This window comes from Mesorhizobium sp. M0715 (assembly GCF_040320355.1).
Classification (GTDB): domain Bacteria; phylum Pseudomonadota; class Alphaproteobacteria; order Rhizobiales; family Rhizobiaceae; genus Mesorhizobium.
Window position 1 is genome coordinate 20,372 of the sequence record NZ_JAMYPL010000004.1, and the last position, 26,101, is coordinate 46,472.

Consider the following 26,101-nt stretch of genomic DNA (forward strand, 5'->3'; position numbering starts at 1 on the left):
ATGTCGTTGCCCAAATCGGGTTTCCCCTTTTGGGCGACATGCATTAAGTCCAGATTAACCCTGATATCTGTGGCAGGCGGGCTGCCTGTCCAGTGACCAGTACCTCACATCGCTTATTTCCCGTCGACGCGGGTTCGGGTTAACGTTTCGAATCGTCCTGATTCCGCCAATCTGCCAGAAGGTCAAGCGCCTCTCGCATGATTCGCATGAAAAAAGCGAATCAATTACCCGACTTAGCCCGTTACGCGCCATTTGGACGCGCAACGACGCTTTCTCAATTCACTCGCTTCCAACTAAGCTCGCCCAGCCCTGCCCGAGGAGACGCCAAACCCTTCGATCAGCGCTTCCGTGGCCTGCACATCCTGGAATTGCGCCTGAATTTCGATCAGGTGCTGGTAGTTTTCATCTGTGGGATCGGTGGCGAGCGCCGCTTCCGCCTGTTTCAGTTCCTTATGTAAGGTGCGCGCGCTGCGCTGCAAGTGCAGCGCCTGGCTGAAAGCATCGCGGGCATCTTCAAGGGCGGCGGTCTCCAGCGCCGGCCATTGCCGCATCCGCCGGATCAGCCCGACGGCCCGCTCCCAGATCTCGGCGCAGCCGGCGCGTTCGATCGTCGCAATCACCGCCTGCCGGTCATTGGCCATGTCGTGCGCCATCGCGTCGAGAATCGCTCCATGCAGCCGCCTCAGATCGGAGTTGGCGAGATCGAGGAACTCGATATGAGCGAAATTCTCGTCGATCAGCGCCGGATGGTTGACCAATGCGACGATGATCGTCGCCTCGCGCACCGACATCCCTTCGCCGCCGCGTTTGACCAAAGCCGACTGGCCGAGGCTTTCGGTGATCGCCATGCGGCCGCTGCCGGCCTTGGCGAACTGCCCGCCGGGCGCGGCCGTCTTGCCTTGGCCCTGTTTCCAGTCTTGCCGACTTTGCCTGGTGCCGCGCTGCGAGCCGAAGAAGCTCAGCACACGCTCGCGCATCTCCTGCTGGTAGTGGTAGCGCAGGCTTTCGTCGCGGATGCGGCTGGTCAGTTCGCGCAGCGTCTTCTCGAGCTCGGCCCGCCGCTCCGGCGTATCGAAGACGCCGCCCGCCGTCTCACGCATCCATAAAAGGTCGACCAGCGGCCGCGCCTCGGCCAGAACGCGACGAAACGCATCCGGTCCTTCGGCCTTGACCAGATCATCGGGATCCTTGCCTTCCGGCAGCAGCGCGAAGCGCGCCGAGCGCCCGGCCTGCACAGACGGCAGCGCCATGTCGGCGGCCCGCCACGCTGCCTTCAGCCCGGCCTTGTCGCCGTCGAAGCACAGCATCGGCTCCGGCGCCATGCGCCAGAGCAGTTCGAGCTGGTTCTCGGTAAGCGCGGTGCCGAGCGGCGCCACGACGTTCTCGAAGCCGGCCTGCGCCAGTGCGATGACGTCCATATAGCCTTCGACGGCGATGACCGTGCCGCCCTTGGCCAAGGCCTTGCGGGCGCGGGCGAAATTATAGAGCACATTGCCCTTGTGGAAGAGTTCGGTGTCAGGCGAGTTCATGTATTTGGCCAGCGCGTCCGGCTGCAGCGCACGGCCGCCGAACGCGATGATCTTCCCCCTGGAATCCGGAATCGGGAACATGATGCGGTCGCGGAACCAGTCATAGGAAACCGGGATGTCGTCGCCGTGGCGCACCAGTCCACAAGCCTCGATGTCGGCCTTGGGCACGCCCTTGGCGGCGAGATGCTCCTTCAGCGCATTGCGGCTGTCGGGCGCAAAACCGAGCCGGAACGATTGCTGCGTCGCCGGCGTCAGCCCGCGGTCTCTGAGATAGGCGCGGGCTTTGGCGCCTTCCGGCCCCTGCAGCCGTTCCTGGAAGAAGGCGGTCGCCATCTCCATGACGTCGGTCAGGCTGGCGCGTTCCTTTTCGCGCCGCTCCTCCTGCGCATCGCGAACCGGCATCGGCACGCCGGCCATATCGGCGATCTTTTCGACCGCTTCGGGAAAGCTCATCCCGTCGAGTTCGGTGAGGAACTTGAAATGATCGCCCGAGACCGAGCAACCGAAACAATGGTAGCGGCCCTTTTTGTCCTCGCAGTGGAAGGAGGGGCTCTTCTCGCCGTGGAACGGACAACAGGCCCAATAGTCGCCGCGCGGCGCGTTGGTTTTCTTCCTGTCCCACGCAACGCGCTGGCCGATAACCGATGAAATCGGCACGCGGTCGCGTATCTCGTCGAGGAAGGCGGGTGGAAAGCGCATCGGGGAACTCGTTTCCCGATTATATAATCATACCCGCGAAATCCGACGACCCTTAATGCGGGCCATACCCGGTTTCCACAGGCAAAAGAGGCGGCCGTTGCGGGCCGCCTCTTTCCAATATCCGCCTGGGGACCGCTTAATGCGCGGCAAGCGCGCCGAAAATGACGCCGGAGAGCACACCGACCAACACATAGTCGTTGCCGACGCGGATCCATTCCTGGCCGCGGCCGGGACGATGCAGGCCGTAGCGGCCGTAGTCGCGGATCGGCTGGTGCTGTCTCCAGCCTGAATATTTATGGCCGTTGCGCCAGTTGTTGCGCTTCACGATGACCTTCTTATGGATGACGCGCTTCTGGATGAAGCGCTTCTTGACATCCCTGTTGGTGGGCTTTTGCCAGTCGACCTGGCTGTAATTCGACTGCGGAGCGTTCGGTGCATTCAGCGGTGCGGCTTGGCCGGTGAGCGACGTAGCGGCCAGCATCGAGAAAGCGAGTGCGGAAAGGACAATGCGTTTCAAAAGAAGTCTCCTTGGTTGTCGATGCCAGAGGAATAGCGGGCCACCGATGAACCGAAGCTGAACGCCTGCATTACAATTGTGTAATGATTTCCTTTATTTACCCAATAGAGCTGAACATAATCGCAAAGGCAGGAGCCGGTCGCGCTGCTAACTCTGCCTATCCGTTGCTTCGAGCCCGCCCCGCAATGCAACCATTTGCGCGTCCGTCCATTTTCCGACACCGCCCGTCGCGCTGCAACGGCCCCTGGAAATCGACAAAATTTTATTATCCGGCTAAAATATTCGAGTTATTATAAGTCACCGCCATGAACATGATTCGTACCCTCGTTTTCCCTTCTGATCGCCACGCCAAACAGGACGCGCATCCTGTTTGCATGCGGGGGGCGAAATGAGCGGGTCCGTCGTCCTTCTGCATCTGGCCGGCGCCGTGGCGCTGATGCTGTTTGCCACCCGCATGGTGAAGACCGGCGTTGAACGCGCCTATGGCGACGTGCTGCGCCACCGCCTGCGCGCCACCATGCGCAATCCGATCATGGCGGTGCTGGCCGGCACCGGCCTTGCCATCGCCCTGCAGAGTTCCACAGCCGTCACGCTGCTGGTCGGCTCCTTCGCCGGCTCTGGCATCGTCTCGGGCGCCGCGGGCCAATTGGCAGTGCGCGGCGCCGAGATCGGCTCTGCGCTGGTGGTCAAGCTGCTGACCTTCGACCTCACCTTGCTGGTGCCGCTGTGCCTGATCACCGGCACGGTCATGTTCATGGCCACCGAGCGGCGCGACTGGCGCCAGACCGGCCGCATTCTGGTCGGCATCGGCCTTTTGATCCTGTCGCTGGAGATGATCGGCCAGGCGTCTGAGCCGCTGCGCAACAGCCAGCTCATGCCGGTCATCATCAACTACTTCTCGACCGATTCCATCACCGCCTATCTGCTGGCGGCGCTGATCACCTGGCTGTTCCAATCGAGCATCGCGGCGGTGCTGTTGATGGCGACGCTGGCAGGCCGCGGCCTGATCACGCCCGAACTCGGCGTCGTTCTCATCCTTGGCGTCAACCTCGGCTCCTCGATCATCGCGCCGATGCTGACCCGCTCGTCGAGCCCCGAAGTGCGCGTCGTGCCGATCGGCAACCTCCTGATGCGCGGGCTTGGCTCGCTGGTCATGCTGATCCTGGTCATGATCTTCAGGCCGCACTTCGCCTTTCTCGGTTCGACGGCGGCGGACCAGATCGTCAATGCCCACATCCTGTTCAACGTGCTGATCCTGCTCGCCGGCCTGCCGCTGGCAGGGTTCGTCTACCGCGCTTCGGAGAAGATCGTCGCACTTGGCACCAAGCCGGTGCCGGCCGCCTCGCTTGACGTCGTCGAACTGTCCGCGCTCAACGAAAGCGCGCTCGACGTGCCGAGCCAGGCGCTGGCCAATGCCACCCGCGAGGTGGTGCGGGTCTGCGAGACGATCGAGATCATGCTCAAGCGCATCATCGAACTCTATGAAAGTGCCGATGCCGACAAGATCAAGGCGCTGGCCGCACTCGACGACCGCGTCGACCGCAAGCACGCCGCGATCAAGCTCTACCTCGCCAAGTTGACCAGGAACCCGCTGACCGAGGACGAAGCGCTGCGCTGCCAGGAACTGATCGGCGCCTGCGTCAAGCTCGAGCAGGTCGGCGACATCATCGTGCGCAACATGCTGGTGCATGTGAAGAAGAAATTCGAGCGCGGGTTGGAATTCACCGACGAGGGCTGGGCCGAGCTGTGCGCCTTCCATGGCTCGGTGCTGGCCAATGCGCGGCTTGCCTTCAATGTGCTGGTGTCGCGCGATCCCGAGACTGCCCGCCAGTTGGTGCTGGAAAAGGACCAGCTGCGTGACCGCGAGAAGGAAACCAGCGCCAGCCATTTCGTGCGGCTGCGCGACGGCACCGCCAAAAGCATCGAGACCAGTTCGATTCATCTCGATACCATCCGCGACCTGAAGCAGATCAATTCGCTGCTGGCCTCGATGGCCTATCCGGTGCTCGAAGAGCGCGGTCTGCTCACTGGGTCGCGGTTGAAGGCGAGCTGAGAAGCAGCCGATCTCCCCCACAAGGAGGGAGATTGGCGCTTCACCGCCTCGCTCACTGAAGAAAACCTAAACTCGCGACAAAAATTTCTTCATTGCCCGCAAAGCCCATCCGTGGTTTGAGGCCGTTCCAGCTAAGGCCTTGCCATGTCGCTTCCGCTCATAGCCCTGTTCATTGCCGCTTTTGCCTTCGGCACCACCGAATTCGTCATTGCCGGCGTGCTGCCGCAGGTGGCGCAAGGTCTTGGCGTTTCGGTCCCCTCGGCCGGCTACCTCGTCTCCGGCTATGCAGGCGGCATCGCCATCGGCGGCCCGCTGCTGGCGCTCGCCACCAAGGCGCTGTCACGCAAGAGCCTGCTGCTCGGCCTCGCCATCGCCTTCACCATCGGCCAGGCGGCTTGCGCGCTGGCGCCCGACTTCACCTCGATGCTTCTGTTGCGCATTGCCGTGGCGGTCGCGCATGGCGCCTATTTCGGCGTCGCCATGGTCGTCGCCGTCGGTCTCGTGCGCGAGGACCAGCGCGGCATGGCTGTCGCCGTCATCCTGTCCGGCCTCACCGTCTCCAACGTCATCGGCGTGCCGGCGGGCACCGCGATCGGCAACATCTGGGGCTGGCGTGCGACCTTCTGGGTGATGTGCGCGCTGGGCGTGGCGGCAACGCTTGCCATGGCAGCCCTGTTGCCGCGCACCACCGGATCGTCGGTCAGGCCCGCCGGTTTCGCCCGCGAGGTCCGTGTGCTGGCCCGCCAGCAGGTCTGGACCTCGCTGATCCTGATGCTGATGCTGATGATCGGCCAGTTCGGTCTGTTCACCTACATCACCCCGACACTGCTTGAGGTCACAGGGCTCGACGAGAACCTGGTGCCGTGGGTGCTGCTGCTCAACGGCGTCGGCGCCACCCTGGGAGTCTTCCTCGGCGGCAAGCTCTCCGACTGGAAGCTGATGCCGTCATTGATCACCATGCTGGGTTTGCAGGCGGTGACGCTGGCCGTCATCTATGCCGTCAGCCCCTACCCCCTGCCGATGGTTGTCGCGATCGTCGTCTGGGGCGGTCTCAATTTCGCCATCGGCACGCCGATCCAGACCCGCATCCTGGCCTGGACCGCCGACGCCTCGAACCTCGCCTCGTCGCTCATTCCGTCCGGCTTCAATGTCGGCATCGCGCTGGCCGCGTCGCTGGGCGCCGCCATGCTCAACGCCGGCTATGGCTACCGTAGCCTGCCGCTGCTTGGCGCCATCGCCATGCTGGTCGCTATCGCGGTGGCGCTCGCCTCCTATGTCTGGGAAGGGCGCAGCAACGCCACGCCGCCGCTGACGGCCCCAGCGGAGTAGGTCACGATCCGGAAAAGGGGACGCCGGTTTTCCGAAAAGATCGTGATCAACCAAAAACACTTCACCCGCGCCAGCGCAGCAGGCGCATGGCGTTGGCGGTGACCAGCACGGTGGCGCCGGTGTCGGCCAGGATCGCCGGCCACAGGCCGGTGATGCCGGCGATGGTGGTGACCAGGAACACCGCCTTCAGCCCGAGCGCCACGCTGATGTTCTGACCGATGTTGGCCATCACCGCCCGCGACAGTTTTATCATGCGAGCGACGTCCGTGACGCGGCCATGCAGGATCGCCGCATCCGCCGTTTCCAGCGCCACATCGGTGCCGCCGCCCATCGCGATGCCGATGTCGGCGGCAGCCAGCGCCGGCGCGTCGTTGATGCCGTCGCCAACCTTGGCGACCTTCAGCCCCTCGCGCTGCAATTCACCGACGATGCGCTGCTTGTCCTGCGGCAACAGCTCCGCCCGTGCCTCCATGCCGAGGGAAGCGGCGATGGCTTCGGCGGTGCGGCGGTTGTCGCCGGTCAGCATCACCGCGCGGATGCCCTCAGCCTTGAGCGCCGCGATCCCGGCCGCCGCATCCGGCCGCGGCTCGTCGCGCATGGCGATCAGCCCGGCCACCATGCCATCGGCGACAAGCACCGAGACGGTCTTGCCCTGCCCGTTGAGGCTGTCGACGGCAAGGCGCTGCACTTGCGTCATGTCGGCGCGTTCGCCCGCCGCCGGACCGGAGCCGAGGAAGACGGCGACGCCACCGACGCTGCCCTCGACACCTTTGCCCGAGATCGCCTTCGCCGCCAGAGCCGGCGGCACCGGCGCACCATCAGCCTTGGCCCTGTCGAGGATCGCCATGGCCAGCGGATGGCTGGAACCCTGCTCGAGCGCTGCCGCCAGCGCCAGCACGGTGCGTTCATCGCGGCCATAGGCCATGATGTCGGTCACCACGGGCCTGCCCGCGGTCAGCGTGCCGGTCTTGTCGAAGGCCACCGCCGTGATCCGGCGAAACCCTTCCAGCACCGCACCACCTTTCATCAACAGGCCACGCCGCGCGCCGGTCGCAAGGCCAGCGGCGATTGCTGCCGGCGTCGAGATGACGAGCGCGCAGGGGCAACCGATCAGCAGGATCGCCAGGCCCTTGTAGATCCATTCGTTCCAGTCGCCGCCAATGAGCAGCGGCGGCAACAGGGCAACCAGCGCGCCGACCGCCAGCACCGCCGGGGTGTAGTATCTTGAGAAGCGGTCGATGAAGCGTTCAGTCGGCGCCTTGGCTTCCTGCGCCTCCTCCACAAGCCGCACGACCCGGGCGATGGTGTTGTCAGACGCGGCAGCCGTCACCCGCACCTTGAGCACGCCGTCGGTGCTGATCGTGCCGGCAAAGACGACGTCCGCAACGCCCTTGCGCTTTGGCGTGCTCTCGCCGGTCACCGGCGCCTCGTCGATTTCGCTCGACCCCTCGATGATCTCGCCATCGGCCGGAATGCGGTCGCCCGGCCGCACCAGGATGATGTCGCCGACGCCGAGCCGTTCGGCAGGAACTTCCGATGTGCCGCTCGCGCGTTCGACCAAGGCCGTCTTCGGCACCAGATCGGCAAGTCCCTGGATGCTCGCCCGCGCCCGGCCGGCTGCGACACCTTCCAGAAGTTCACCGATCAGGAACAGCACCACCACGGCGGCGGCTTCTTCCGTAGCCCCGATCATCACGGCGCCTATCGCCGCGATGGTCATCAGCATCTCGATCGAGAACGGCGTGCCGGCCAATGCCGCCATCAGCGCTCGCCGTGCGATCGGCACCAGGCCGACCAGCAGGGCGGCAAGGAAGACCCAGCGCTCGGCCGCAGGAAGAAGATGGCCGATGCCGTAGGCGGCGAGAAGCGCTGCCGCGCAGGCCAGCGTCAGCACGGCACGGCGGGAGCGCCACCACGCCTGCCCCGGCGCCGCATCGCTGTGATCATGATCAGCATGATCATGATCCTTGGCCACTGAAGCACGCCCATCGGCCCCGCCTTCCGCCTTGACGATGCCGTAGCCCAGCCGCGCCACCTGCCGCAGCACCTTGTCGTCGTTGAGCCAACCGCTGTGGCTGACCGTCATGCTGGCGCCGGTCACCGAAACCGAGACATCGGCGACGCCGTCGAGACGACGCACCGCCGTATCGATCTTGGCCGCGCAGGAGGCGCAGTCCATGCCGCCGATCTTGAACCGTGTCTGCCCGATCGTTTCCTGCTTGAGCGGCGTCGTCATCACATTACCTGCCTGTCTTGCCCGCGCGGCGTCGCCGCATGGGTCTTGAATGCTGATGTCAGGCACTATAATTGCTCTAGTCACTAGAGCTTCAAGGGAAAATTTCATGTTTTCGATCGGTGATCTCTCGCGTCGCACCGGGGTCAAGGTGCCGACAATCCGCTATTATGAGCAGATGGGCCTTGTCGCCGCGCCCGAGCGTTCGGAAGGCAACCAGCGCCGCTATTCCAGGCAGGAGCTGGAGCGGTTGGCCTTCATCCGCCACGCCCGCGACCTCGGCTTCGCCGTCGACGACATCCGCTCCCTGATCGACTTGAGCGGCCACCCCGAGCAGCCCTGCGGCCACGCCGACAAGATCGCCGAGGAGCAACTGATCTCGGTGCGGGAAAAGATTGCCCAGTTGAAGCGACTCGAGGCCGAGCTCGAACGCATCGCCACGTGCTGCAATGGCCAGACGGTCGGCGACTGCTACGTCATCCGCGCGCTGTCGGATCATGCGCTGTGCGCCGATGAGCATGGTTGAGACACATCCTACAGCTCGATCCGGAACCGCAAGCTTTCCGCCCCGCCATAGGCGGCGTCCTCGAAGAAGCGTTCGACGAGCTTGCCGCCATTGGCCAGGATCACCTTGTGCGAGGCCGGATTGCCCGGCTTGGCGGTGATCTCGACGTGAGCCAGGCCGACCGCCCTCGCCTCGTCCAGCATCAGCCGCAGCGCCTCGGTGGCGTAGCCGCGCCGCCGCTTCCACGGCACCACCGAATAGCCGATATGGCCGAGCACATGCGGCGGCAGTTCCGCCGTGCCCTTCTGCCAGCGAAAGCCGATCGAGCCCGACGCCTCGCCATCCCATATCCAGCGGCGGAAGCCCGGCAGGCGCGGCACTTTTTTGCCGTCGGGCAAGCTGATCGGGCCGCCCTTGGCCTGGGGATTGTCGAGGTCGGCAAGAAAGGCCACGGGATCCTTTTCGATGGCCGCGAGCTGCTCGCGCGTCGCTTCCATCAGCCGCACATTGTCCGGTGACCAGCCGCGCTCGAGCGCCACCTTGTAGGATGGCAGATGTTCAAGCGCGGGTTTGACGATTTCGATCATGGTGCACCGGCGGAGACGCTACGCCGATAAATAGCAGCATTGCCCGGCAAGGCACGGTCCACCAAGGAGCAGCCTCTTACGACAAGGCCGCGTTTCCATCGCTGGAAACGCGGCCCCGATCTTATGTCCTTGGGAGGACTGGAGCTCCGGCGCAGGCGCGCGGGAGTACCCTTATGCGAAGTCAGGCGATGTCAAAGCGGTCGGCGTTCATCACCTTGGTCCATGCCGCCACGAAATCCCTGGCGAATTTCTGGCTTGCATCCGCGGAGCCATAGACCTCGGCAAGCGCGCGCAACTGGGCGTGCGAGCCGAAGATCAGATCGGCACGGGTGCCGGTCCACCTGACCGCCTTGGTCTTGCGGTCGCGCGCCTCGTACACCTCTTCCGAACCCGGAACAGAGCCGGCGGCCGGATCCCAGACCGTGTTCATGCTGAGCAGATTGACGAAGAAGTCGTTGGTCAAAGTGCCCGGCCTGTCGGTGAACACGCCGTGCTTCGATCCGCCGGTATTGGCGCCGAGCACGCGCAGACCGCCGACCAGCACCGTCAATTCCGGCGCGGTCAACGCCAGCAACTGCGCCCGGTCGACCAGCATGGCCTCGACCGACATCGGCTGCTTGCCCCTGACGTAATTGCGGAAGCCGTCGACCTTTGGCTCGAGCGCGGCAAAGGAATGCACGTCCGTTTGCTCCTGCGAGGCGTCCATGCGGCCTGGCGTGAACGGCACCTTCACCTCATGGCCTCCGTCCTTCGCGGCTTTCTCGACCGCGGCAACGCCGCCGAGAACGATGAGGTCGGCCAGCGAGATCTTTTTCGCGCCGGTCTGTGCCGCGTTGAACTCCTTCTGGATGGCTTCCAGCTTCGCCAGCACCTTCGACAGTTCCGCCGGCTGGTTGACTTCCCAATCCTTCTGCGGCGCCAGTCGGATACGTGCACCGTTGGCGCCACCGCGCTTGTCGGAATTGCGGAACGTCGAGGCCGAAGCCCAGGCGGTCGAAACCAGCTCGGAAACCGACAGGCCCGATGCCAGGATCTTCGCCTTCAGCGAGGCGATGTCCTGCTCGCCGACCAGTTCATGGTCGACCGCCGGGATCGGGTCCTGCCAGATCAGCTCTTCCTTCGGCACGAGCGGGCCGAGATAGCGGGCGACCGGACCCATGTCGCGATGGGTCAGCTTGTACCAGGCGCGGGCGAAGGCGTCGGCGAACTGCTCCGGATGCTCGTGGAAGCGCCGCGACACCTTTTCGTAGGCAGGATCTACCCGCAGCGCGAGATCGGTGGTCAGCATCGCCGGCGCGCGGCGCTTTGACGGATCGTGCGCATCCGGAACGGTGCCGGCCCCGGCGCCACCCCTTGGCGTCCACTGATGGGCGCCGGCCGGGCTCTTGGTCAGTTCCCAGTCGAAGCCGAACAGATTGTCGAAGAAATTGTTGCTCCACTTGGTCGGCGTCGTGGTCCAGGTCACTTCGAGGCCCGAGGTGATGGCGTCGCCGGCAATGCCGGAAGCATGCTTGCTCGACCAGCCGAGGCCTTGCGCCTCGATGCTCGAGCCCTCTGGCTCCGCGCCAACCAACGACGCATCGCCGGCACCGTGCGTCTTGCCGAAGGTGTGACCACCGGCGATCAGCGCCACGGTCTCCTCGTCATTCATGGCCATGCGGGCGAAGGTCTCGCGAATGTCGCGGGCCGAGGCCAGCGGATCCGGCGTGCCGTTCGGCCCTTCCGGATTGACGTAGATCAACCCCATCTGCACGGCGCCGAGATGGCCGCGAAGTTCACGGTCGCCGGAATAGCGCTTGTCGTCGAGCCACTTGGTTTCCGAACCCCAGTCGACGTCCTGCTCGGGCTCCCAGACGTCAGCGCGGCCGCCGGCGAAGCCGAAGGTCTTGAAACCCATCGATTCCAGCGCGACGTTGCCGGTGAGGATCAGCAGGTCGGCCCAGGAGATCTTGCGCCCATATTTCTGCTTGACCGGCCACAGCAGCCGGCGCGCCTTGTCGAGATTGGCATTGTCCGGCCAGCTGTTGAGCGGAGCAAAACGCTGCTGGCCTGCCCCGGCGCCGCCACGGCCATCGCCGATGCGGTAAGTGCCGGCACTGTGCCAGGCCATGCGGATGAACAGTGGCCCGTAATGGCCGAAGTCGGCCGGCCACCAATCCTGCGAATCCGTCATCACCTGGTGCAGGTCCTTGATCACCGCATCGAGATCGAGCGACTTGAATTCCTCGGCATAGTCGAACTCTTCGCCCATCGGATCCGAAAGGTTCGATTGCTGATGGAGAACGCCAAGATCGAGTTGGTTGGGCCACCAGTCACGGTTGCTCCTGCTGGAGGATCCGTGTGCAACGGGGCATTTGCCGGCGCTGGGATCATCGGTCTGTGCGTCCATGTTCTTCTCCGATCGTGGCTGTGTTGAGCTGTTCAACTGCTGCGTGACAGGGACATAGAAATGTCCCTGGAGGCGGTCCGTTTCATGGCTGGCGCGATGACCATATGCCCGATACGCGACCGAATATGTTGGATGTCCTGTTGCTGCCGGCATGCGCCTCACCAGGCGGTCCCGGCTGCTCCTCATCTTCGTTGCGACTCGTATAGCAAAGCCGCCTGATTAATTTAAGTTGGATTTCCTGATTACAGCGATAAGATGACATTATGACAAACCTGACGCTGAAGCAGTTGCGTTATTTCGAGGCGCTGGCGCGGCACAATCATTTCGGCCGCGCCGCCGATGCCTGCGCGATCTCGCAGCCCGCCATCTCGGTGCAGATCCGGGAGTTGGAGGAAACGCTTGGCACGGCGCTTTTCCAAAGAGGCCCACGCCAGGTCCGGCTGACCAATTTCGGCGAGGAATTCGCCTTGCGCGTCCGCGACATCCTGCGCTCGGTGGACGAGCTGACGGATCTGGCCCGCGCCTCGCGCGACCGGCTGGTGGGACGGTTGCGCATCGGGGTGATCCCGACGATCGCACCCTACCTTCTGCCTGCCATCATCGGCAACCTCGCCCGCATGCATGACGGGCTCGATATCCACGTGCGCGAAACGCAGACGCAGAAGCTGATCCAGGAACTGGCCGACGGCCGGCTCGATGCCGCCATCGTCGCCTTGCCGGTATCGGAAGCGTCGCTGACGGAAATCGTGCTGTTTGCCGAGAACTTCGTGCTGGTCCGACCCGGCGAGGATGAGGGAAAGCCGGTGCCCAACCGCGAAATGCTGCGCGAGATGCGGCTGCTCCTGCTCGAGGAGGGCCATTGTTTTCGCGATCAGGCGCTGTCGTTCTGCAACATGCATTCGGCACGGCCGCGCGAGTTGCTGGACGGCAGCTCGCTGTCGACCCTGGTGCAGATGGTCGGCGCCGGCGTCGGCGTCACCTTGATCCCCGAAATGGCCGTGCCGGTGGAGACGCGCTCCGCGGCAGTCTCTATCGCCCACTTCGCCAATCCCCAACCATCGCGGACGATCGGCATGATCTGGCGCAAGACAAGCCCGATCGCCAAACAGCTGCTGCTTATATCCGAAGTGGTTCGCCAGGCGGCCGAAGCATTGCGCGCGCAGCACAGTTCGGCATCGGTTGCACAGCCTCTGAATCTACCGGCAGCGGCCCAATGAAGGCTGGCTGACCGGATCGTCAGCCTGCCGCGTGGAACCGGATTTCGCCCTTGTTCAGGAAGCAGGTCTTGTCGAACAGCGACAGGTCCAGAGGGTTTGGTAACCGCACGTCGCTGATATCGGGAACCGGCTTCCTCGCCGGATCGTATGAGCGATCGATCTGCGAGATGAAAACGAGGATCAATCCCCTGTCGCGGGCAAAGGCCTTCAGCGTGCGGACTTGCGCCATCAGGTCCGGGTTTTCCCGCTTCTGATCGAGCAGTTGCAGATAGTCTATGACCACCAGCGTACCGCGCGCCGCCGCCGCCAGCGTTCTGACGATGTAGTCGGCGCTGATGGCGTCGGAATTGTCGAACACGAACCGGTCGTTGAACCGTGCAGGGTCCGCCCCGATGGCGCGAAACCGGCCCAGCACATCCCGCTGCGTATACTCCAGCGTGAAGAACACACCGCGATGGCCTGATTTCATGGCTTCGACCGCGAGTTCGAGGCACATCAGCGTCTTGCCGTGGCCGGGTCGTGCACCCACCAGAACAAGATCGCCGGGCGCAAGTTGCGCAAACAGTATGCCGGCAGGCGCCGCCTCGGCTGCCTTGGCTGCAAGCAGACTCCAGCTGGCGAAGCCTTCCTGTGCTGCAACACGATCAAGCGCTTCGTGGAGCGGAATTTTGGCCTCGCGGGACAACAGCCTGGCTTGACGCTTCAGATGGTAAACGGGCGCGGACAGCTTCATTGCAAAACCTCCTGGTGCGAGCAGTTTCCGCAATCCCTCCTTATGCCTGGCGCTCGAACAGTCGGTTCGGTGATGAGAGTGCCCTGCATGAACGATGCTTTCCCGGCGGAGGGAGGAGGCGTGGGCTGCGCCAGAATCAGATGATAGCTCAATCCCTGCGTATCGAAAATCGCAGACATTCAAAGATGCGGGGAGCCCGCTGCAAGCCTCGAGCCAGCATCCCGGCGTAGGAGCATTTGCGCGCGTCGATCTCCTTCATGGCTCTTCGTGCGGACTTGCGGAGGGCACGCGTTAACAAAGGGTGCGCTAAACAAGATGTGTTTCGCCTGATAATGCGAGACCCTTTATGATCGATTTCCGGCGGCAACACCGCAAGGAAACGGCTTTGGCAGGAGTTGATCCGGTGCGGTTGAGATTCGTCCCTCTGGGTATCGTCCCGATCCTCAGCCTCCTCGTCGCCGCCATTGCCTTGACGATGTCGGCTCGATCCTTTGCCGCACCATCTGACGTTCCGGCCTGGCTGCAGGCTCACATCGGCAACAGCGACGGCCAGATCTCACAAATTGTCCTCGAACGAGCCCGCGCGCTTTACCGGAAGAAGGTCGCGCAAGGTGCAGTCAAGAACCCCTGCTACTTCGCCATGGATGCGACGCGCCCCAGCGATCTGGGCGATGGCGTTCTGGGGCGCCGCTATTACGTCATCTGCGAAGCCAGCCAGTCGTTTCGCGCGATTTCGTCGGGTCATGGCAGCGGCCGGAATTTGAAAGGCGTTGTCGATTTTTCGAACAGCAAGCGGTGCGCGAAGAATTTCGGCAATGCGATGGATTCGTCGTTGACGGCCGGCGGCGGCTATATCACCCGCGAGGCAAAAACCTCGTTCAAGGGCTATTACCGCACCGCTGCGAAACAGGACGCGGTTTTCCAGCGCACCTTCATCCAGTTCGACGGCGAAGGCGAGGCCGCGAACGCCAGGCAGCGGGTGATCGGCGGCCATGCCGCCCAGGTGCTGCACGGCCTATGCCTGCGCAAAAACCCGAAAAGTTCGCATGCCGACCATGACGGCTTCGTGCCGTTCGGCAAACTGGTCGACTATGCCGGCGGCCGCAGCAATGGCTGCACCAGCTGGTCGCCGGCGGATGCGCAGCAGATTATCCCGATGGTCAAGGACAATCCGACGACGCTCTATATCTACCCGGAATCGCGCGACATCGCCGCGGTCGCAGCCAACCATTCACAGCCGGGCGCCTACTGGAACGCGTCCTGCCTGAAGGAAATCGGCACACCTAAATTCTGGCCGCGAAAGACCCTCGAGCCGATCATCGCCCAATACAGGAAGGATCACCCGGCACCGCCGCCGCAGCCGCTGCCGATCTGCGAAGCGTCTTGAAGTTCGCATCGCACCGCCGCGCCGCTTTATGTTCGGCGTGCGAACCGCATTGATCGGCAGCCCTGCGACCCACCATCAATGATTCAATCCGATCTCCAGGCCAGCGCGCCGGTAGCTCCGGTGCCCCGCCTCTCCTCCTCGATGTCGCAACTCGAAACAGCTGTGTGCATAAGGCCGGATGGATCAAGACTGGCTGAATGCTCTGGCCGAGGAAAGAATTTCCGGCACCACGTTCAGCCGATTGTGGTGGTTGGAACCAACGGCCTGCTACCCAGTTAGAAGGCCAGCAAGTCTGGTTACAGCCTTGCCGCTATATGAATCAGAACCCGCCGACGCAGTCTACGGCCTAGCAGGATGCCGTCCTTGCGGCGGCGTTGCCCGGCTGGGAAGCCGGTGTGGCTGCCTCCGCAACCTGGGCTGCACAGCCGCTGACGACATGCAGACACCGTCGCCGACAGCCAAACAATAGGAGGTATGCCGACATGAAAGCAGTCCGCATCCACGCTTTTGGCGGACCTGAGGTCCTTTCGATCGATCAAGTCCCCTCGCCTCAGCCGCTTGACGACGAGGTTGTGCTCAGGGTCCGCGCCGCAAGCGTCAATCCGATCGACTACAAGACCCGCGAAGGGTCGGTGAGCGAAACCCTGCCGATCACGCTCGGGCGCGACGTGTCCGGCACGGTGGAAATATGCGGTACGCGGGCGCATACGTTGAAGAAGGGCGACCCGTTATTTGCGATGCTTGGTCATGACCGGGGCGGCAATGCCGAATATGTCGTGGTCAAGGCGACGGAGGCGGCTGCGAAACCGGATCGTCTAAGCCATGTCGAAGCCGCGGCGGTGCCGCTTGCCGGCATCACTGCATGGCAGGGCCTTTTCGACCATGGCGGCCTCAAATCCGGGCAACGGGTTCTCATCCATGGCGGCGCCGGCGGCGTCGGTCATCTGGCGATCCAATTGGCCAAGGCCGCGGGCGCGTTCGTCGCGACAACCGTTTCCGCCGAGGACGTCGTTTTCGTGCGTGAGCTTGGCGCCGATCAGACGGTCGACTACAAGAATCAGCGTTTCGAAGAGGTCGTCAATGCGGTCGACCTGGTGTTCGACCTTATCGCGGGCGACACGCAGGACCGTTCCTGGGATGTGCTCAAGCCAGGCGGGACGCTCGTTTCCACTCTTTCCCAACCGTCGCAGGAAAAGGCAAACTTGCGTCGGGCGCGTGGCGTCTCCTATCTGGCCGAGCCGAATGCGGCGCACCTTGCCGAGATCGGCCGCCTCATCGACGCCGGCAAGGTCACCCCCTTCGTGCTAGCCACCTACCCTCTTGGAGAGGTCGCCAAAGCGGAAGAACGGCTGGAAAATGAGCATGTGCGTGGCAAGATCGTGCTTGAGGTTTCCGCCTGGCGAGTTGGTGCTTCTGCAGTCCCTCTCGAACGGGTTATCCGATCCGCGCCTCGCCGTCGCTGTCCGGCAGGTTCGGAAACAGCACCTTCAGCTTGTGCTCCGCGCTTGCCCAACTGCGCGTGTGATGTTGCAGAGGCACCAATTGCTCACCGCAAAGGCTAGAATGCCAACAGTCACGGCAAGACTGACTGTCGAGCCAATGACAACCTTGAGCATCACGCCGGCAAAGACACCGGCGATGGCACCGTTGACGACATTCACCATTCCTGCGGTTCCGGCGAACGCTTGCCAGGGCCTTGGCTTGAGGCCGACATCGGCCAGCAGAGCCGTTTGGTTGTCATGAGTGGAGTGAACCAGATAGCGCGCCATCGAGGGAGTAAGCTCGGTGTAGTAGTGCCTGATGCGTGCCATGCCGCGGGCGTGGACCATGTCTTCGATGGCCACCTGCACAGCCCTGACGAATGTCACCAGCCCGATGAAGTAGAGGCATGGCAACAGGATCAGGCTGAACAGCATGAAAGGAAGCCCCATCCTTGTCACCTGGGCGACGAAGGCAAGGGCGATCGTGGCGCTGGATACCGAAGTCAGGAACAAATTTGCGCGCTGATTCGCCTCCTGAGTCGTCGCCGCCCTGGCGGTCCCCAGCACCAAATGCTCCGTGGTCATCATCTGCAGGAGTTGCTGCCGGTTCTCGCCTTCATCGGTTTTTGTCTTCCTTGCAGGCATCGCAAAAAACCTGTTGCGGGACGCGCTCCCCCCACCCAATCAACTCCTCAAAGCCGCCCACCCAAGGAACGAACTGCTTCGGAAGGGGTTCCAGCGCAACAAAGAGCGGTTCCGTGATCCCGGAGCAGAGCCGGATCACAGACCGAGCCAATTTTGTAGACAGATAGCGAAACGATTGTCCCCAAGCATCGTTTCGAAACCAGACATGAATTTGATGAGGAGGCGATGATGAGCGCTACCGGTTTGGATGTTTTTGACAGGACGCTGCAGACGACCAACATTTGGCTCGACGAGATCATGGACGATCATGGTCCGGATCGGCGGATTGCATGGCACATATTGGGCGCGGTCTTACGGACCGTAAGGGACAGGCTGCAGATCGGGCTTGCGGCCAAACTTGGGGCGGAACTGCCGATCCTGGTGCGCGGCGCCTATTACGACCACTACCGGCCCGCAGCCGAGCCGGACAAAACGCGCTCCCTTGAAAACTTCTCGCAGCACATCGGCGAGGAATTGAAATCGATCCGCCCCGTCGATCCCGAGGAGGCGGCACGCTCGGTGTTCCGAGTTCTTGCACGGCATATTGATCTGGGCCAGTCGGCCAAGGTGCGCGATGCGCTGCCGAAGGAAATCCAGGCGCTCTGGCCCGAGAGCCTCGGCGTCAAATAGCGACGGCAACGACTCTGACGGCCTCCGAGCGGCGCGCCGAGGCTGGCGTCCAGCAGGGCGTCAGTCCCGTAAACGGTTGGCGGCATGATCCTGATGCTGCTCTGTCGCGACCTGCCTGGAGTCCAAACCGCGTTCTTTGGAATGCTGTGCCTTGTCGCGATTGGACAGAACCTTGTTTTCTTCGAGCTTGTCCTTTGGCGTTACGGTCATGGCGCCTGTGCCAGAACCCTTTCCCTGCGAACCTGCTCCGATGTGTTTCTTGCTCCCGCGTGCCATGGGCTGCCTCCAATCTATGACAAATGTTCCAGGATCGGTGCTCATCTAGTCGTCAGGACGGTTTTTGTGATGGACGCTTTCCTGATTTTTGCCGCGAAGGATGTTGCGGTCGTCCGGATCGACGAGGTCCGGTGTGTCGGTTCTCATGTCCGATCCCTTGCGCAGCGCTTCGCGTTCCGCCGCTGATCGTTTCAGATCCGCCTCTGAATCGAAATCCTTGCCGGCGTTCTTTGTGTTTTCCCGCTCTTCAATGATGCGAATTTGTTGATCGTGGGTTTTGCGTCCAGTCATCGCTTCCTCCGGCGTGTTCGTGTTGGCGCTCGAAAGTCACCGGCCACCTCTAAGGTCGGGTCCGAGCCTGCCCTCGTGCTGATAATGGCAAGGTGACGGGATCGTTCCGAAAAGCGTTGAAGACGCTTTTCGCCAGATGGGCTCGGTTCGGCTTAGGCGCTCACGTTGACCGAGGCCGCCGCCCCTCTTCTGAACCATGGCCTCCTTCGAACGTTCGGCGACCACCGGACTGGCGCCGGACGCCTTTCCGTCGCGCTCCAGCTCAGCGCAGGAAATCGACCACAGCCTGGATGAACTCTGCCGGATACTCAATGTTCGACAGATGGACCGCGGGCAGCACGACCAGCTTCGCGCCGGGCACCGCCGCGGCAATCATCTCGCCGTGGCTGGCTGCTGTCACCGTGTCGTGCCGACCGGCGATCACCAGCGTCGGTCGCGGTATCAGTGCTACGGTACGGCGAAGATCGGCGTCGCGAACCGCCGCGAACAGGCCCGCCAGGCCTTGCCGGTCGATAGCCAGCAGCATGGTGCGAAACTCTTCGACCACGGGCTCGTTGGCGGCAACCATCGACGCGGGGAACCAGTTGCTCAGGAACGTCTCGGCGGTTTCCGACATGTCCGGTGCCTGCCGCACCGCGGCAATCCGCTCGTCGAAATAGCTTGCCGGCGAGAGATGAGACGAGGTGTTGCTCAGGATCAGCCGGTCGATCCGCTCGGGCGCGTGGATGCCGAGCCACTGCGCGACGAACCCGCCAAGCGACAGGCCAAGGAAATGTACGCGTTGCAGGTCGAGCGCGTCGAGCAGTTCGATGACGTCGCGGCCAAGCCGGTCGAGCGAGTAGGCGCCGACAGGAACGCTCGATCCGCCATGGCCGCGAAAATCGTAGCGCAGGATACGGAAATGCTTCGACAACTCGCCAACCTGCCTGTCCCACATGTGCAGCGTGGTGCCGATGGAATTCGATAGCACCAGCACCGGCTTGCTTGCCTCGCCGTCGAAGCGGTAGGCGATGCGCGTGCCGTCTCCCGTTATGACGAAATTCAGCTCATTCATGATGAAGATTCCTTCTGGAACGTTTTGAATGAGGCCAAACGTAGCCGAGGGACAATTTTGTTGATATTACAAAGACAGGACAATCTCTGTAATAAAAACCGACATGGCCGAATTTACCCTCCACGACCTTCAATGCTTCGATGCGGTGATTCGCACCGGAGGCTTTCAGCCTGCGGCGGCCGTGCTGCATCGCTCGCATCCGGCGGTGTTCGCTGCCGTCGCCAAGCTGGAGCGACAGCTCGACCTTTGCCTCCTGGACCGCAGCGGCTATCGCGTGCGTGCAACCGAGGCAGGGCTGTCGTTCCACCGCCGAGCGCTATCGCTGCTGCGCGAGCTGGACGGTTTGCGCGTCCATGCCGCCCAGTTGGCGATGGGTGAAGAAAGTGAGATCCACGTGGTGATAGGCGACCTGTGCCCGCGCCCGCATGTGCTGGGCATGCTCGGGCGGTTCTTCGCACAGTGCCCCGGCACGCGCCTGCATCTGCATTTCGAAGCGGTCGGCGGCCCATGGGAGCGTCTCTTCGACGACGAAGCCGATCTGATCCTGCACTGGGTCGACAAGGGCGATGCGCGGGTGGAATGGGTCGATCTGTGCAAGGTGTCCTTCATTCCCGTGGTGGCGCCGGGCTTTCTGCCCGAGCGTATCGAGCAGCCGATCACCCTGGACCAGATGCAGGCACTCACCCAATGCGTCATGCGCGACAGCGCCCGCCATTCGCCACAACAAAACTATTCGCTGATCGAAGGCGCGCCGCAATGCCTCGTCGCCGACCAGGGCATGAAGAAGGAGATAATCCTGCAGGGCCTTGGCTGGGGCCACCTGCCCCGCTTCCTGATCGAGGAAGAACTGCATGACGGGCGCCTGCAATCCATTGCCGGCCGCCATCTGCCGGGCCGCACCGACGAACTGGTGGTGGCGCGGCGCCGCGACCGGCCGCATGGGCCGATCGCCAACCGGCTGTGGGATCATATCCAGCAGGAAGCGCCGGCATTGCGCCGTGCATTGTAGCCGAGGAGGCCCGGACAGATACCGACCAACCAGTCGCGAAAGGCGCAAGTGGACCTCTCGGGTCCCGTCCAGCGATCACTTCTTGACATACGCTCCAGGCTGGCGGCCGCTCTTCGGAGCCTTGGCGTCCTTTGAACGCTCCGCGATAGCGGGGCCGGCCCCGGACGTCTTTTCGGTTGCGGCGCTCGGCGTGCCTTGCCTTGGCGGGTTTTGTCCGTCCGACTGGCGGGTTCGGTCTTCCACTTCGCCCACCCGGCGGGTGAGCCCGATGCCGCCGGCGGGCTTCTTGTTGGCGGCCGCATCCTGGGAGAATTCATCGGAAGCGTCGGCATCGGTCTTTGCCGGATATTTCGTCGCACCGGTTTCATAGCGGGTTTCGTTCTCAGTCATGACATCTCTCCAGTTGCATGACGGATAAACATCTCGGCGGTATCCGAGTTCCACTCCTGGACTTCGATTCCGGACGAATCTGGGTTCCGGGAGCGGGCGGTCGGCCACCCAAGCGACGAGATGAGCAGCACCCTACTGCAGCAGACCCTTGACGATGCCGCTCGCCTTGCCGAAATCCATCTGGCCGGCATATTTCTGCTTCAGTGCGGCAATCACCTTGCCCATGTCCTTCTGGCTGGCCGCACCCGTCGCCGCGATCGCCTCACGCGCCGCCGCTGTTACCGCCGCATCGTCCAATTGTGTCGGCAGGAAGGTGCGGATGATCTCCATCTCGCCGCGCTCCTGCGCGGCGAGCTCCGGCCGTTTGCCGTCGTCGAACGCTTTGGCGGATTCCTCGCGCTGCTTCACCATCTTGGCCAGGATCTGCAGGATCTCCTCGTCGCTGGCCGGCTCCTTCCCCGAACCGCGATTGGCGATGTCGCGATCGTGAATGGCGGCTTGGATCAGCCGCAATGTCGGCAGCCGGTGCTTGTCCTGCGCCTTCATCGCGCTCTTCAGGGATTCGGCGATTTTGCCGCGCATGATGCATTCTCCTTCGATCGGCGCGGACAATAGCGCCGGGGGCGAGCCAAGGCAAACCCTGATATGCCGGGGCAAGCCACTGATTTTGCTAGGCGAAATAAAACATGGCGGCATTTCGCATGATCATTGACCGCTCTGCCCCCTTCCCCTATGTACTGGGCCTTGCATGAACGGAAATTTGACTGCGTGGAGGCCGCGAAAATCGCCGCTTCGCGCCGTTTGCCGCGCAGATGGCCCGCCGGGCCGGTTGCAGCGGGCAGCCCGATAGGAGTGCCGCCATGGCCGAGATGACCGCCGCCTCGACGCCCGCCTGGACCACTGAAAAGCCGACCGCCCTTCTGGTGCTGGCCGACGGCACCGTCATCGAAGGTCGCGGCCTCGGCGCCACCGGCTCCGCCGTCGCCGAAGTCTGCTTCAACACGGCGCTGACCGGCTACCAGGAAATCCTCACTGACCCTTCCTATGCCGGCCAGATCGTCACCTTCACCTTCCCGCATATCGGCAACATCGGCACCAATGACGAGGACATCGAGGATCTCAATCCGGCCGCCCGCGCCGGCGCCGTTGGCGCCGTGTTCAAGGCCGATGTCACCGACCCGTCCAACTACCGCGCCGGCGCTGGTCTCGACCAATGGCTGAAGAAGCGCGGCATCGTCGCCCTGTCGGGCATCGACACCCGCGCGCTGACCGCGCTGATCCGTGAAAGGGGCATGCCCAACGCCGTCATCGCGCATGCGCCCGATGGCGTGTTCGACCTCGACGATCTGAAGCGCCGCGCCGCCGCATGGTCGGGGCTGATCGGGCTTGACCTCGCCAAGGAAGTCACGTCGGGCCAGTCCTCGGTCTGGCGCGAGACGCCCTGGGTGTGGAACGAAGGCTTTGGCGAGCAGACCGAACCGACAATGCACGTCGTCGCCATCGATTATGGCGTCAAACGCAACATCTTGCGCCTGCTCGCCGGCCTCGGCGCCAAGGTCACGGTGGTGCCGGCCAAGACCGGCGCCGAACAAATCCTTGCCATGCAGCCGGACGGCATTTTTCTCTCCAATGGCCCCGGCGACCCGGAAGCCACCGGTGACTATGCCGTGCCGGTCATCCGGGATCTGTTGAAGACCGACATCCCGGTGTTCGGCATCTGCCTCGGCCACCAGATGCTGGCACTGGCGCTGGGCGGCAAGACCGCCAAGATGCACCAGGGCCATCACGGCGCCAACCATCCGGTCAAGGACCACACCACCGGCAAGGTCGAGATCGTCTCGATGAACCACGGCTTTGCCGTCGATGCCGACTCGCTGCCATCGGGCGTCGAGGAAACCCACGTCTCGCTGTTCGATGGTTCGAACTGCGGCATCACGCTGACCGGCCGGCCGGTGTTCTCGGTCCAGCATCACCCCGAAGCCTCCCCCGGCCCGCAGGATTCGCACTACCTGTTCCGCCGCTTCGTCAATTTGATCCGCGAAAAGCGCGGCGAGGAATTGCTGGCCGAACGGGCCTGATCCTTTGAGGATCGGCTGTTAGCTATAATATCGCTTAACGCAAAGCGATAAATGTGCGATATTATTTGTTGTGAAGACGATCATCCTTTCAGTATCGGCGGCTCGCGATCTCGATAACCTGCAGGCGGATGTCCGCGAGCAGGTTTCCGAAGGTTTGATCACTTACGCCGTCAGCGGTCGTGGAGATGTAAAGCGTCTTGCCGGCCGGAACGGTTATAGACTGCGTATCGGCCGCTACCGCGTCATATTCGACGAAGACCGCACCACGATTCTCGCGATCTACATCGCAAGCGTGAAACGACGACCTATAGCAGGCCATAGGACAGGACATCATCATGAACGCCCCGCAAATCATCAAGACCTCAACCGGCGAAGAACTGGTCGTCATCCCGAGGGCCGACTACGAGGCATTGCTGCATGCCGCTGAAGAAGCCATGGATGCTGCGGATGTGGCGATCTACGATGAACGGAAGGCCGAGCTCAAAACGGAAAAGCCCCTGCCCGCTGCCGTGACCATGGATATCCTGCGGGGCTCGAGCCGGCTCAAGGCGCTGCGCAATTGGCGCAACCTGACCCAAGCCGATTTGGCGACTGCTATTGGTGTCAGCCAGGGTTTCCTGTCCGACCTCGAATCCAATCGTCGCAAACCATCGCCGCAGACCAGTGCCATGCTGGCAAAGACGCTGGATATCCCCGGCGAATGGATCGAAACCTAGAGCAATCCCGGGAAAAGTGTGAAACGGTTTTCCGTCCGGGAATTGCGTCAAACAAAGACTCTAGTATCTCGTCCTACGCCACCGGCCGGCCTTCGCTGGCTTCCAGGATGGCGAACCATTGCTGGCGGTCGAGGCTGATCTCCAACGCCTTGACCATGGCGGCCAGCCGTTCCGGCTTCATCGAACCCAGCACCGGCACCAATCGGGCCGGATGGCGCAATAGCCAGGCGATCGCGACGGCAGCCAGATCGCCGGCTCCGATCTCGGCGGCCACCGCAGCAAGCGCTGCCCGCACCCGCGCCTCGCGCCCCTCCTTGCCGGTGAACAGCGAGCCGCCCCCGAGCGGCGACCAGATCATCGGCGCATAGGCAAGGCGCTGCGCGTGGTCCAGGCTGCCGTCGGTCAATGCGGCCGTTTTCAGCACCGACATTTCGATCTGGTTGGTGGCGAGGGCGAACGGCAACCGTGAGGCCAGCAGATCGAACTGCGACGGCGTGAAGTTGGAGACGCCGACCGCCCTCACCTTGCCAGATGTGACCAGCTTGGCAAGAGCTGCCGCCGTCTCGTCGGCATCCGTCAGCGGGTCGGGCCGGTGCAGCAGCAACAGGTCGATATAGTCGGTGCCGAGATTGGCAAGCGACCGCTCCACCGACGCAACAATATGGCCGCCACCGGTATCGTAGTGCTTCAGCCGGTTGTCCGGCCGGTTTGGCGACTTCAGCATGATATCGCATTTCGAGATCAGCTCGATGCTGTCGCGCTTGCCTTCCCAGCGCGCCAATCCCGCACCGAAGGCCGCTTCCACCTCGTAGTTCCCATAGATGTCGGCATGATCGAAGCTGGTCAGGCCGAGATCGACGGCGGTGCCGATCAGCCGTGCGACCTGATCGGCATCCGGGCGGGCGGCGCTGTCGAGCAGACGCGAGGCGCCGAAGACCAACCGCGACAGCGACAGTCCGTCCCGAGTCAGCGCAATGCGGCTGTGACTCACACCTGCGCTCGATCTTCGGCGACGCCGGCGGTGACATTTGCGCGCGCCGCGGGCCTCGCCACCTTGGTGACGAAGACGATGACCGCCAGCGTCAGAAAACATGCGCCCACCAGATAGGGCGCACCGCCGAAGGTCACCGGCGCGCTTGGCCCGGTGAACCAGGAAAAGATCGCCGTATAGAGCAGCGGCGTGATGATCGAGGTGATCGAGAAGATCGAGGTCATCGCCCCCTGCAATTCGCCTTGCGCCGATGGCGGCACTTTGGCGGCGGCGAGGCTCCTCAGCGGTGGATCGGCCAGCGCTTCCAGACAGCCGACGACGATCACCGCATAGATCATCCAGCCTTGCGACGCGAAGGCATAGCCGAAGGCGCTGGCTGCCGTGAATGTCAGGCCGATGACCGCCGTCTTCCACTCGCCAAGCCTCGGGATCACGCGCGGCAGCACCGTCGCCATGACGATCGCACCGCACAGGCCGAAGGCGCCGAGCGAGAAGCCGATCTGCTGCTCGCTCCAGCCATAGCGATAGCTGGAGACGAACGACCAGACCGCCGGATACATCATGTGCCCGAGCGTCATCAGGAAGAAGACAAGCCCGATCCAGCCGATGCCTTGATATTGGCGCATCTGGAGCAGCGTGCCGACCGGGTTGGCGCGTTTCCACTCGAAGCGGCGGCGATGCTTGTCATCGAGCGTTTCCGGGAGGAAAAACAACGCAATGAGGAAATTCACGAAGGCGAGCCCGGCGGCGAAATAGAACGGCACGCGCGGCCCGAACGTACCGAGCAGCCCGCCGAGAACCGGCCCGATGACGAAGCCGACGCCAAACGCGATACCGAGCAGGCCGAAATTCTTTGCCCGGTTCTCATTATTCGAAATATCGGCGATGAAGGCTGAAGTCGTCGAATAGCTGGCGCCTGAAATGCCGGCCAGCACACGCCCGATGAACAGCATCGGGTAGGACCAGGCGACCGCGCAGATCAGATTGTCGATGGAGAAGGTCAGCACCGATGCGAGCAGGATCGGCCGCCGCCCGAACCGGTCGCTCAAGCCGCCCATGATCGGCGCGAAGACGAACTGCATCGCCGCATAGACGAAGAACAGCCAGCCGCCTTCGATCGCCGCGCCGCTGATGCTGACCCCGGTCAATTCCCTGAGATAGGCCGGCAGCACCGGCATGATCATGCCGAAGCCGATAATGTCGAGCAGCAGCGTGGTGAAGACGAGCGCAAGGCCCCGTCTGGCGGTTTTAGGGTCGATCATGCAGGATCAAGCTCCTCTGCTCGCCCTCAGGCGCAGGCGGACGCACTTATAGGCGAGCCCG

General features: G+C 63.1%; 25 protein-coding genes. 10 read left to right on the forward strand and 15 right to left on the reverse strand.

Annotation, left to right across the window (positions count from 1 at the left end):
* Positions 1-293: 293 nt before the first annotated feature.
* The gene (dnaG, locus tag NKI21_RS06070; RefSeq protein WP_352440454.1) at positions 294-2,228 is read right to left on the reverse strand and encodes a DNA primase; all 1,935 of its coding nucleotides are present in this window, start codon (positions 2,226-2,228) and stop codon (positions 294-296) included.
* Between the two features lie 136 nt (positions 2,229-2,364).
* Positions 2,365-2,745 carry an RcnB family protein gene (locus tag NKI21_RS06075; protein WP_127270906.1) on the reverse strand — a complete coding sequence of 127 codons (381 nt, stop codon included), beginning with the start codon at positions 2,743-2,745 and terminating at the stop codon, positions 2,365-2,367.
* Between the two features lie 388 nt (positions 2,746-3,133).
* Between NKI21_RS06075 and NKI21_RS06080 the strand changes: the two genes are divergently transcribed.
* Positions 3,134-4,798: a Na/Pi cotransporter family protein gene (locus tag NKI21_RS06080; protein WP_352440453.1), complete on the forward strand. Its 1,665-nt coding sequence runs from the start codon at positions 3,134-3,136 to the stop codon at positions 4,796-4,798.
* Between the two features lie 144 nt (positions 4,799-4,942).
* Complete coding sequence (locus NKI21_RS06085) at positions 4,943-6,127, forward strand: MFS transporter (protein ID WP_352440452.1); 1,185 nt, start codon at positions 4,943-4,945, stop codon at positions 6,125-6,127.
* Between the two features lie 61 nt (positions 6,128-6,188).
* On the opposite strand, the gene NKI21_RS06090 is transcribed toward NKI21_RS06085, so the two are convergent.
* Complete coding sequence (locus NKI21_RS06090; protein WP_352440451.1) at positions 6,189-8,363, reverse strand: heavy metal translocating P-type ATPase; 2,175 nt, start codon at positions 8,361-8,363, stop codon at positions 6,189-6,191.
* Positions 8,364-8,469: 106 nt separating this feature from the next.
* Here NKI21_RS06090 and NKI21_RS06095 point away from each other — a divergent pair, with 106 nt between their 5' ends.
* The gene (locus NKI21_RS06095) at positions 8,470-8,886 is read left to right on the forward strand and encodes a MerR family transcriptional regulator (protein WP_023809674.1); all 417 of its coding nucleotides are present in this window, start codon (positions 8,470-8,472) and stop codon (positions 8,884-8,886) included.
* Between the two features lie 8 nt (positions 8,887-8,894).
* Here NKI21_RS06095 and NKI21_RS06100 read toward each other — a convergent pair whose 3' ends face one another.
* Complete coding sequence (locus tag NKI21_RS06100) at positions 8,895-9,452, reverse strand: GNAT family N-acetyltransferase (protein WP_352440450.1); 558 nt, start codon at positions 9,450-9,452, stop codon at positions 8,895-8,897.
* A 181-nt stretch (positions 9,453-9,633) separates the two neighbouring features.
* Entirely contained in the window at positions 9,634-11,841 is a 2,208-nt protein-coding gene (katG, locus tag NKI21_RS06105) for a catalase/peroxidase HPI (RefSeq protein WP_352440449.1), read from the reverse strand.
* A 263-nt stretch (positions 11,842-12,104) separates the two neighbouring features.
* On the opposite strand from katG, the gene NKI21_RS06110 reads away from it, so the two are divergent.
* Positions 12,105-13,058 carry a LysR substrate-binding domain-containing protein gene (locus NKI21_RS06110; protein WP_352440448.1) on the forward strand — a complete coding sequence of 318 codons (954 nt, stop codon included), beginning with the start codon at positions 12,105-12,107 and terminating at the stop codon, positions 13,056-13,058.
* A 19-nt stretch (positions 13,059-13,077) separates the two neighbouring features.
* Here NKI21_RS06110 and NKI21_RS06115 read toward each other — a convergent pair whose 3' ends face one another.
* Entirely contained in the window at positions 13,078-13,791 is a 714-nt protein-coding gene (locus NKI21_RS06115; protein WP_352864941.1) for a DNA helicase, read from the reverse strand.
* A 403-nt stretch (positions 13,792-14,194) separates the two neighbouring features.
* On the opposite strand from NKI21_RS06115, the gene NKI21_RS06120 reads away from it, so the two are divergent.
* Positions 14,195-15,178, forward strand: coding sequence for a hypothetical protein (locus tag NKI21_RS06120; protein ID WP_128305494.1), 984 nt, complete (start codon positions 14,195-14,197; stop codon positions 15,176-15,178).
* A gap of 482 nt (positions 15,179-15,660) precedes the next feature.
* The gene (locus NKI21_RS06125) at positions 15,661-16,740 is read left to right on the forward strand and encodes an NADP-dependent oxidoreductase (RefSeq protein WP_352864944.1); all 1,080 of its coding nucleotides are present in this window, start codon (positions 15,661-15,663) and stop codon (positions 16,738-16,740) included.
* Here the strand turns inward: NKI21_RS06125 and NKI21_RS06130 are convergent.
* A complete protein-coding gene (locus NKI21_RS06130) occupies positions 16,666-17,343 on the reverse strand; it encodes a hypothetical protein (protein WP_352799403.1) in 678 nt (225 codons plus the stop codon). The two genes, NKI21_RS06125 and NKI21_RS06130, sit on opposite strands and share 75 nt — an antisense overlap.
* Before the next feature lie 189 nt (positions 17,344-17,532).
* Here NKI21_RS06130 and NKI21_RS06135 point away from each other — a divergent pair, with 189 nt between their 5' ends.
* The gene (locus tag NKI21_RS06135) at positions 17,533-17,973 is read left to right on the forward strand and encodes a DUF2267 domain-containing protein (RefSeq protein WP_128305497.1); all 441 of its coding nucleotides are present in this window, start codon (positions 17,533-17,535) and stop codon (positions 17,971-17,973) included.
* A 60-nt stretch (positions 17,974-18,033) separates the two neighbouring features.
* On the opposite strand, the gene NKI21_RS06140 is transcribed toward NKI21_RS06135, so the two are convergent.
* From NKI21_RS06140 to pcaD, 3 genes are all read right to left on the reverse strand, one after another.
* Positions 18,034-18,249: a hypothetical protein gene (locus tag NKI21_RS06140; RefSeq protein WP_013530133.1), complete on the reverse strand. Its 216-nt coding sequence runs from the start codon at positions 18,247-18,249 to the stop codon at positions 18,034-18,036.
* Positions 18,250-18,294: 45 nt separating this feature from the next.
* Entirely contained in the window at positions 18,295-18,540 is a 246-nt protein-coding gene (locus NKI21_RS06145; protein WP_023809680.1) for a hypothetical protein, read from the reverse strand.
* A gap of 262 nt (positions 18,541-18,802) precedes the next feature.
* Positions 18,803-19,594 (reverse strand): 3-oxoadipate enol-lactonase, encoded by a 792-nt coding sequence (gene pcaD, locus NKI21_RS06150; protein ID WP_128305498.1) that lies wholly within the window; start codon positions 19,592-19,594, stop codon positions 18,803-18,805.
* Positions 19,595-19,697: 103 nt separating this feature from the next.
* Here pcaD and NKI21_RS06155 point away from each other — a divergent pair, with 103 nt between their 5' ends.
* Complete coding sequence (locus NKI21_RS06155; protein WP_352793004.1) at positions 19,698-20,603, forward strand: LysR family transcriptional regulator; 906 nt, start codon at positions 19,698-19,700, stop codon at positions 20,601-20,603.
* A gap of 75 nt (positions 20,604-20,678) precedes the next feature.
* Here the strand turns inward: NKI21_RS06155 and NKI21_RS06160 are convergent, their stop codons facing one another.
* Together NKI21_RS06160 and NKI21_RS06165 are read right to left on the reverse strand one after the other, a co-directional pair.
* Positions 20,679-20,993 carry a hypothetical protein gene (locus tag NKI21_RS06160; RefSeq protein ID WP_352555724.1) on the reverse strand — a complete coding sequence of 105 codons (315 nt, stop codon included), beginning with the start codon at positions 20,991-20,993 and terminating at the stop codon, positions 20,679-20,681.
* A gap of 132 nt (positions 20,994-21,125) precedes the next feature.
* Positions 21,126-21,575, reverse strand: coding sequence for a GatB/YqeY domain-containing protein (locus NKI21_RS06165; protein WP_013530126.1), 450 nt, complete (start codon positions 21,573-21,575; stop codon positions 21,126-21,128).
* 278 nt (positions 21,576-21,853) lie between these two features.
* Between NKI21_RS06165 and carA the strand changes: the two genes are divergently transcribed.
* Positions 21,854-23,071, forward strand: a complete 1,218-nt coding sequence (gene carA, locus NKI21_RS06170; protein WP_031212679.1) for a glutamine-hydrolyzing carbamoyl-phosphate synthase small subunit — start codon at positions 21,854-21,856, stop codon at positions 23,069-23,071.
* Between the two features lie 88 nt (positions 23,072-23,159).
* Here carA and NKI21_RS06175 read toward each other — a convergent pair whose 3' ends face one another.
* Positions 23,160-23,408 carry a hypothetical protein gene (locus NKI21_RS06175; protein ID WP_352793003.1) on the reverse strand — a complete coding sequence of 83 codons (249 nt, stop codon included), beginning with the start codon at positions 23,406-23,408 and terminating at the stop codon, positions 23,160-23,162.
* Here NKI21_RS06175 and NKI21_RS06180 point away from each other — a divergent pair.
* Positions 23,407-23,787: a helix-turn-helix domain-containing protein gene (locus NKI21_RS06180; RefSeq protein ID WP_023809687.1), complete on the forward strand. Its 381-nt coding sequence runs from the start codon at positions 23,407-23,409 to the stop codon at positions 23,785-23,787. The genes NKI21_RS06175 and NKI21_RS06180 overlap by 2 nt on opposite strands.
* Positions 23,788-23,860: 73 nt before the next feature.
* Here the strand turns inward: NKI21_RS06180 and NKI21_RS06185 are convergent, their stop codons facing one another.
* Together NKI21_RS06185 and NKI21_RS06190 are read right to left on the reverse strand one after the other, a co-directional pair.
* On the reverse strand, positions 23,861-24,778 hold the full coding sequence (locus NKI21_RS06185; protein WP_023809688.1) for an aldo/keto reductase: 918 nt from the start codon (positions 24,776-24,778) through the stop codon (positions 23,861-23,863).
* A complete protein-coding gene (locus tag NKI21_RS06190; protein WP_352793001.1) occupies positions 24,775-26,040 on the reverse strand; it encodes a TCR/Tet family MFS transporter in 1,266 nt (421 codons plus the stop codon). The genes NKI21_RS06185 and NKI21_RS06190 overlap by 4 nt, the downstream gene beginning before the upstream one ends.
* Positions 26,041-26,101: the final 61 nt, after the last annotated feature.

What these genes read in the sequence shown, in the direction of transcription:
- NKI21_RS06080 (WP_352440453.1), top strand. Translation starts at nt 3,134, where the DNA reads ATGAGCGGGTCCGTCGTCCTTCTGCATCTGGCCGGCGCCGTGGCGCTG.
- NKI21_RS06125 (WP_352864944.1), top strand. Translation starts at nt 15,661, where the DNA reads ATGAAAGCAGTCCGCATCCACGCTTTTGGCGGACCTGAGGTCCTTTCG.
- NKI21_RS06145 (WP_023809680.1), bottom strand. Translation starts at nt 18,540, where the DNA reads ATGACTGGACGCAAAACCCACGATCAACAAATTCGCATCATTGAAGAG.
- NKI21_RS06155 (WP_352793004.1), top strand. Translation starts at nt 19,698, where the DNA reads ATGGCCGAATTTACCCTCCACGACCTTCAATGCTTCGATGCGGTGATT.
- pcaD (WP_128305498.1), bottom strand. Translation starts at nt 19,594, where the DNA reads ATGAATGAGCTGAATTTCGTCATAACGGGAGACGGCACGCGCATCGCC.
- NKI21_RS06100 (WP_352440450.1), bottom strand. Translation starts at nt 9,452, where the DNA reads ATGATCGAAATCGTCAAACCCGCGCTTGAACATCTGCCATCCTACAAG.
- NKI21_RS06085 (WP_352440452.1), top strand. Translation starts at nt 4,943, where the DNA reads ATGTCGCTTCCGCTCATAGCCCTGTTCATTGCCGCTTTTGCCTTCGGC.
- carA (WP_031212679.1), top strand. Translation starts at nt 21,854, where the DNA reads ATGGCCGAGATGACCGCCGCCTCGACGCCCGCCTGGACCACTGAAAAG.
- dnaG (WP_352440454.1), bottom strand. Translation starts at nt 2,228, where the DNA reads ATGCGCTTTCCACCCGCCTTCCTCGACGAGATACGCGACCGCGTGCCG.
- NKI21_RS06165 (WP_013530126.1), bottom strand. Translation starts at nt 21,575, where the DNA reads ATGCGCGGCAAAATCGCCGAATCCCTGAAGAGCGCGATGAAGGCGCAG.
- NKI21_RS06090 (WP_352440451.1), bottom strand. Translation starts at nt 8,363, where the DNA reads ATGACGACGCCGCTCAAGCAGGAAACGATCGGGCAGACACGGTTCAAG.
- NKI21_RS06095 (WP_023809674.1), top strand. Translation starts at nt 8,470, where the DNA reads ATGTTTTCGATCGGTGATCTCTCGCGTCGCACCGGGGTCAAGGTGCCG.
- NKI21_RS06115 (WP_352864941.1), bottom strand. Translation starts at nt 13,791, where the DNA reads ATGAAGCTGTCCGCGCCCGTTTACCATCTGAAGCGTCAAGCCAGGCTG.
- NKI21_RS06140 (WP_013530133.1), bottom strand. Translation starts at nt 18,249, where the DNA reads ATGGCACGCGGGAGCAAGAAACACATCGGAGCAGGTTCGCAGGGAAAG.
- NKI21_RS06110 (WP_352440448.1), top strand. Translation starts at nt 12,105, where the DNA reads ATGACAAACCTGACGCTGAAGCAGTTGCGTTATTTCGAGGCGCTGGCG.
- NKI21_RS06190 (WP_352793001.1), bottom strand. Translation starts at nt 26,040, where the DNA reads ATGATCGACCCTAAAACCGCCAGACGGGGCCTTGCGCTCGTCTTCACC.
- NKI21_RS06175 (WP_352793003.1), bottom strand. Translation starts at nt 23,408, where the DNA reads ATGATGATGTCCTGTCCTATGGCCTGCTATAGGTCGTCGTTTCACGCT.
- NKI21_RS06180 (WP_023809687.1), top strand. Translation starts at nt 23,407, where the DNA reads ATGAACGCCCCGCAAATCATCAAGACCTCAACCGGCGAAGAACTGGTC.
- NKI21_RS06135 (WP_128305497.1), top strand. Translation starts at nt 17,533, where the DNA reads ATGAGCGCTACCGGTTTGGATGTTTTTGACAGGACGCTGCAGACGACC.
- NKI21_RS06160 (WP_352555724.1), bottom strand. Translation starts at nt 20,993, where the DNA reads ATGACTGAGAACGAAACCCGCTATGAAACCGGTGCGACGAAATATCCG.
- katG (WP_352440449.1), bottom strand. Translation starts at nt 11,841, where the DNA reads ATGGACGCACAGACCGATGATCCCAGCGCCGGCAAATGCCCCGTTGCA.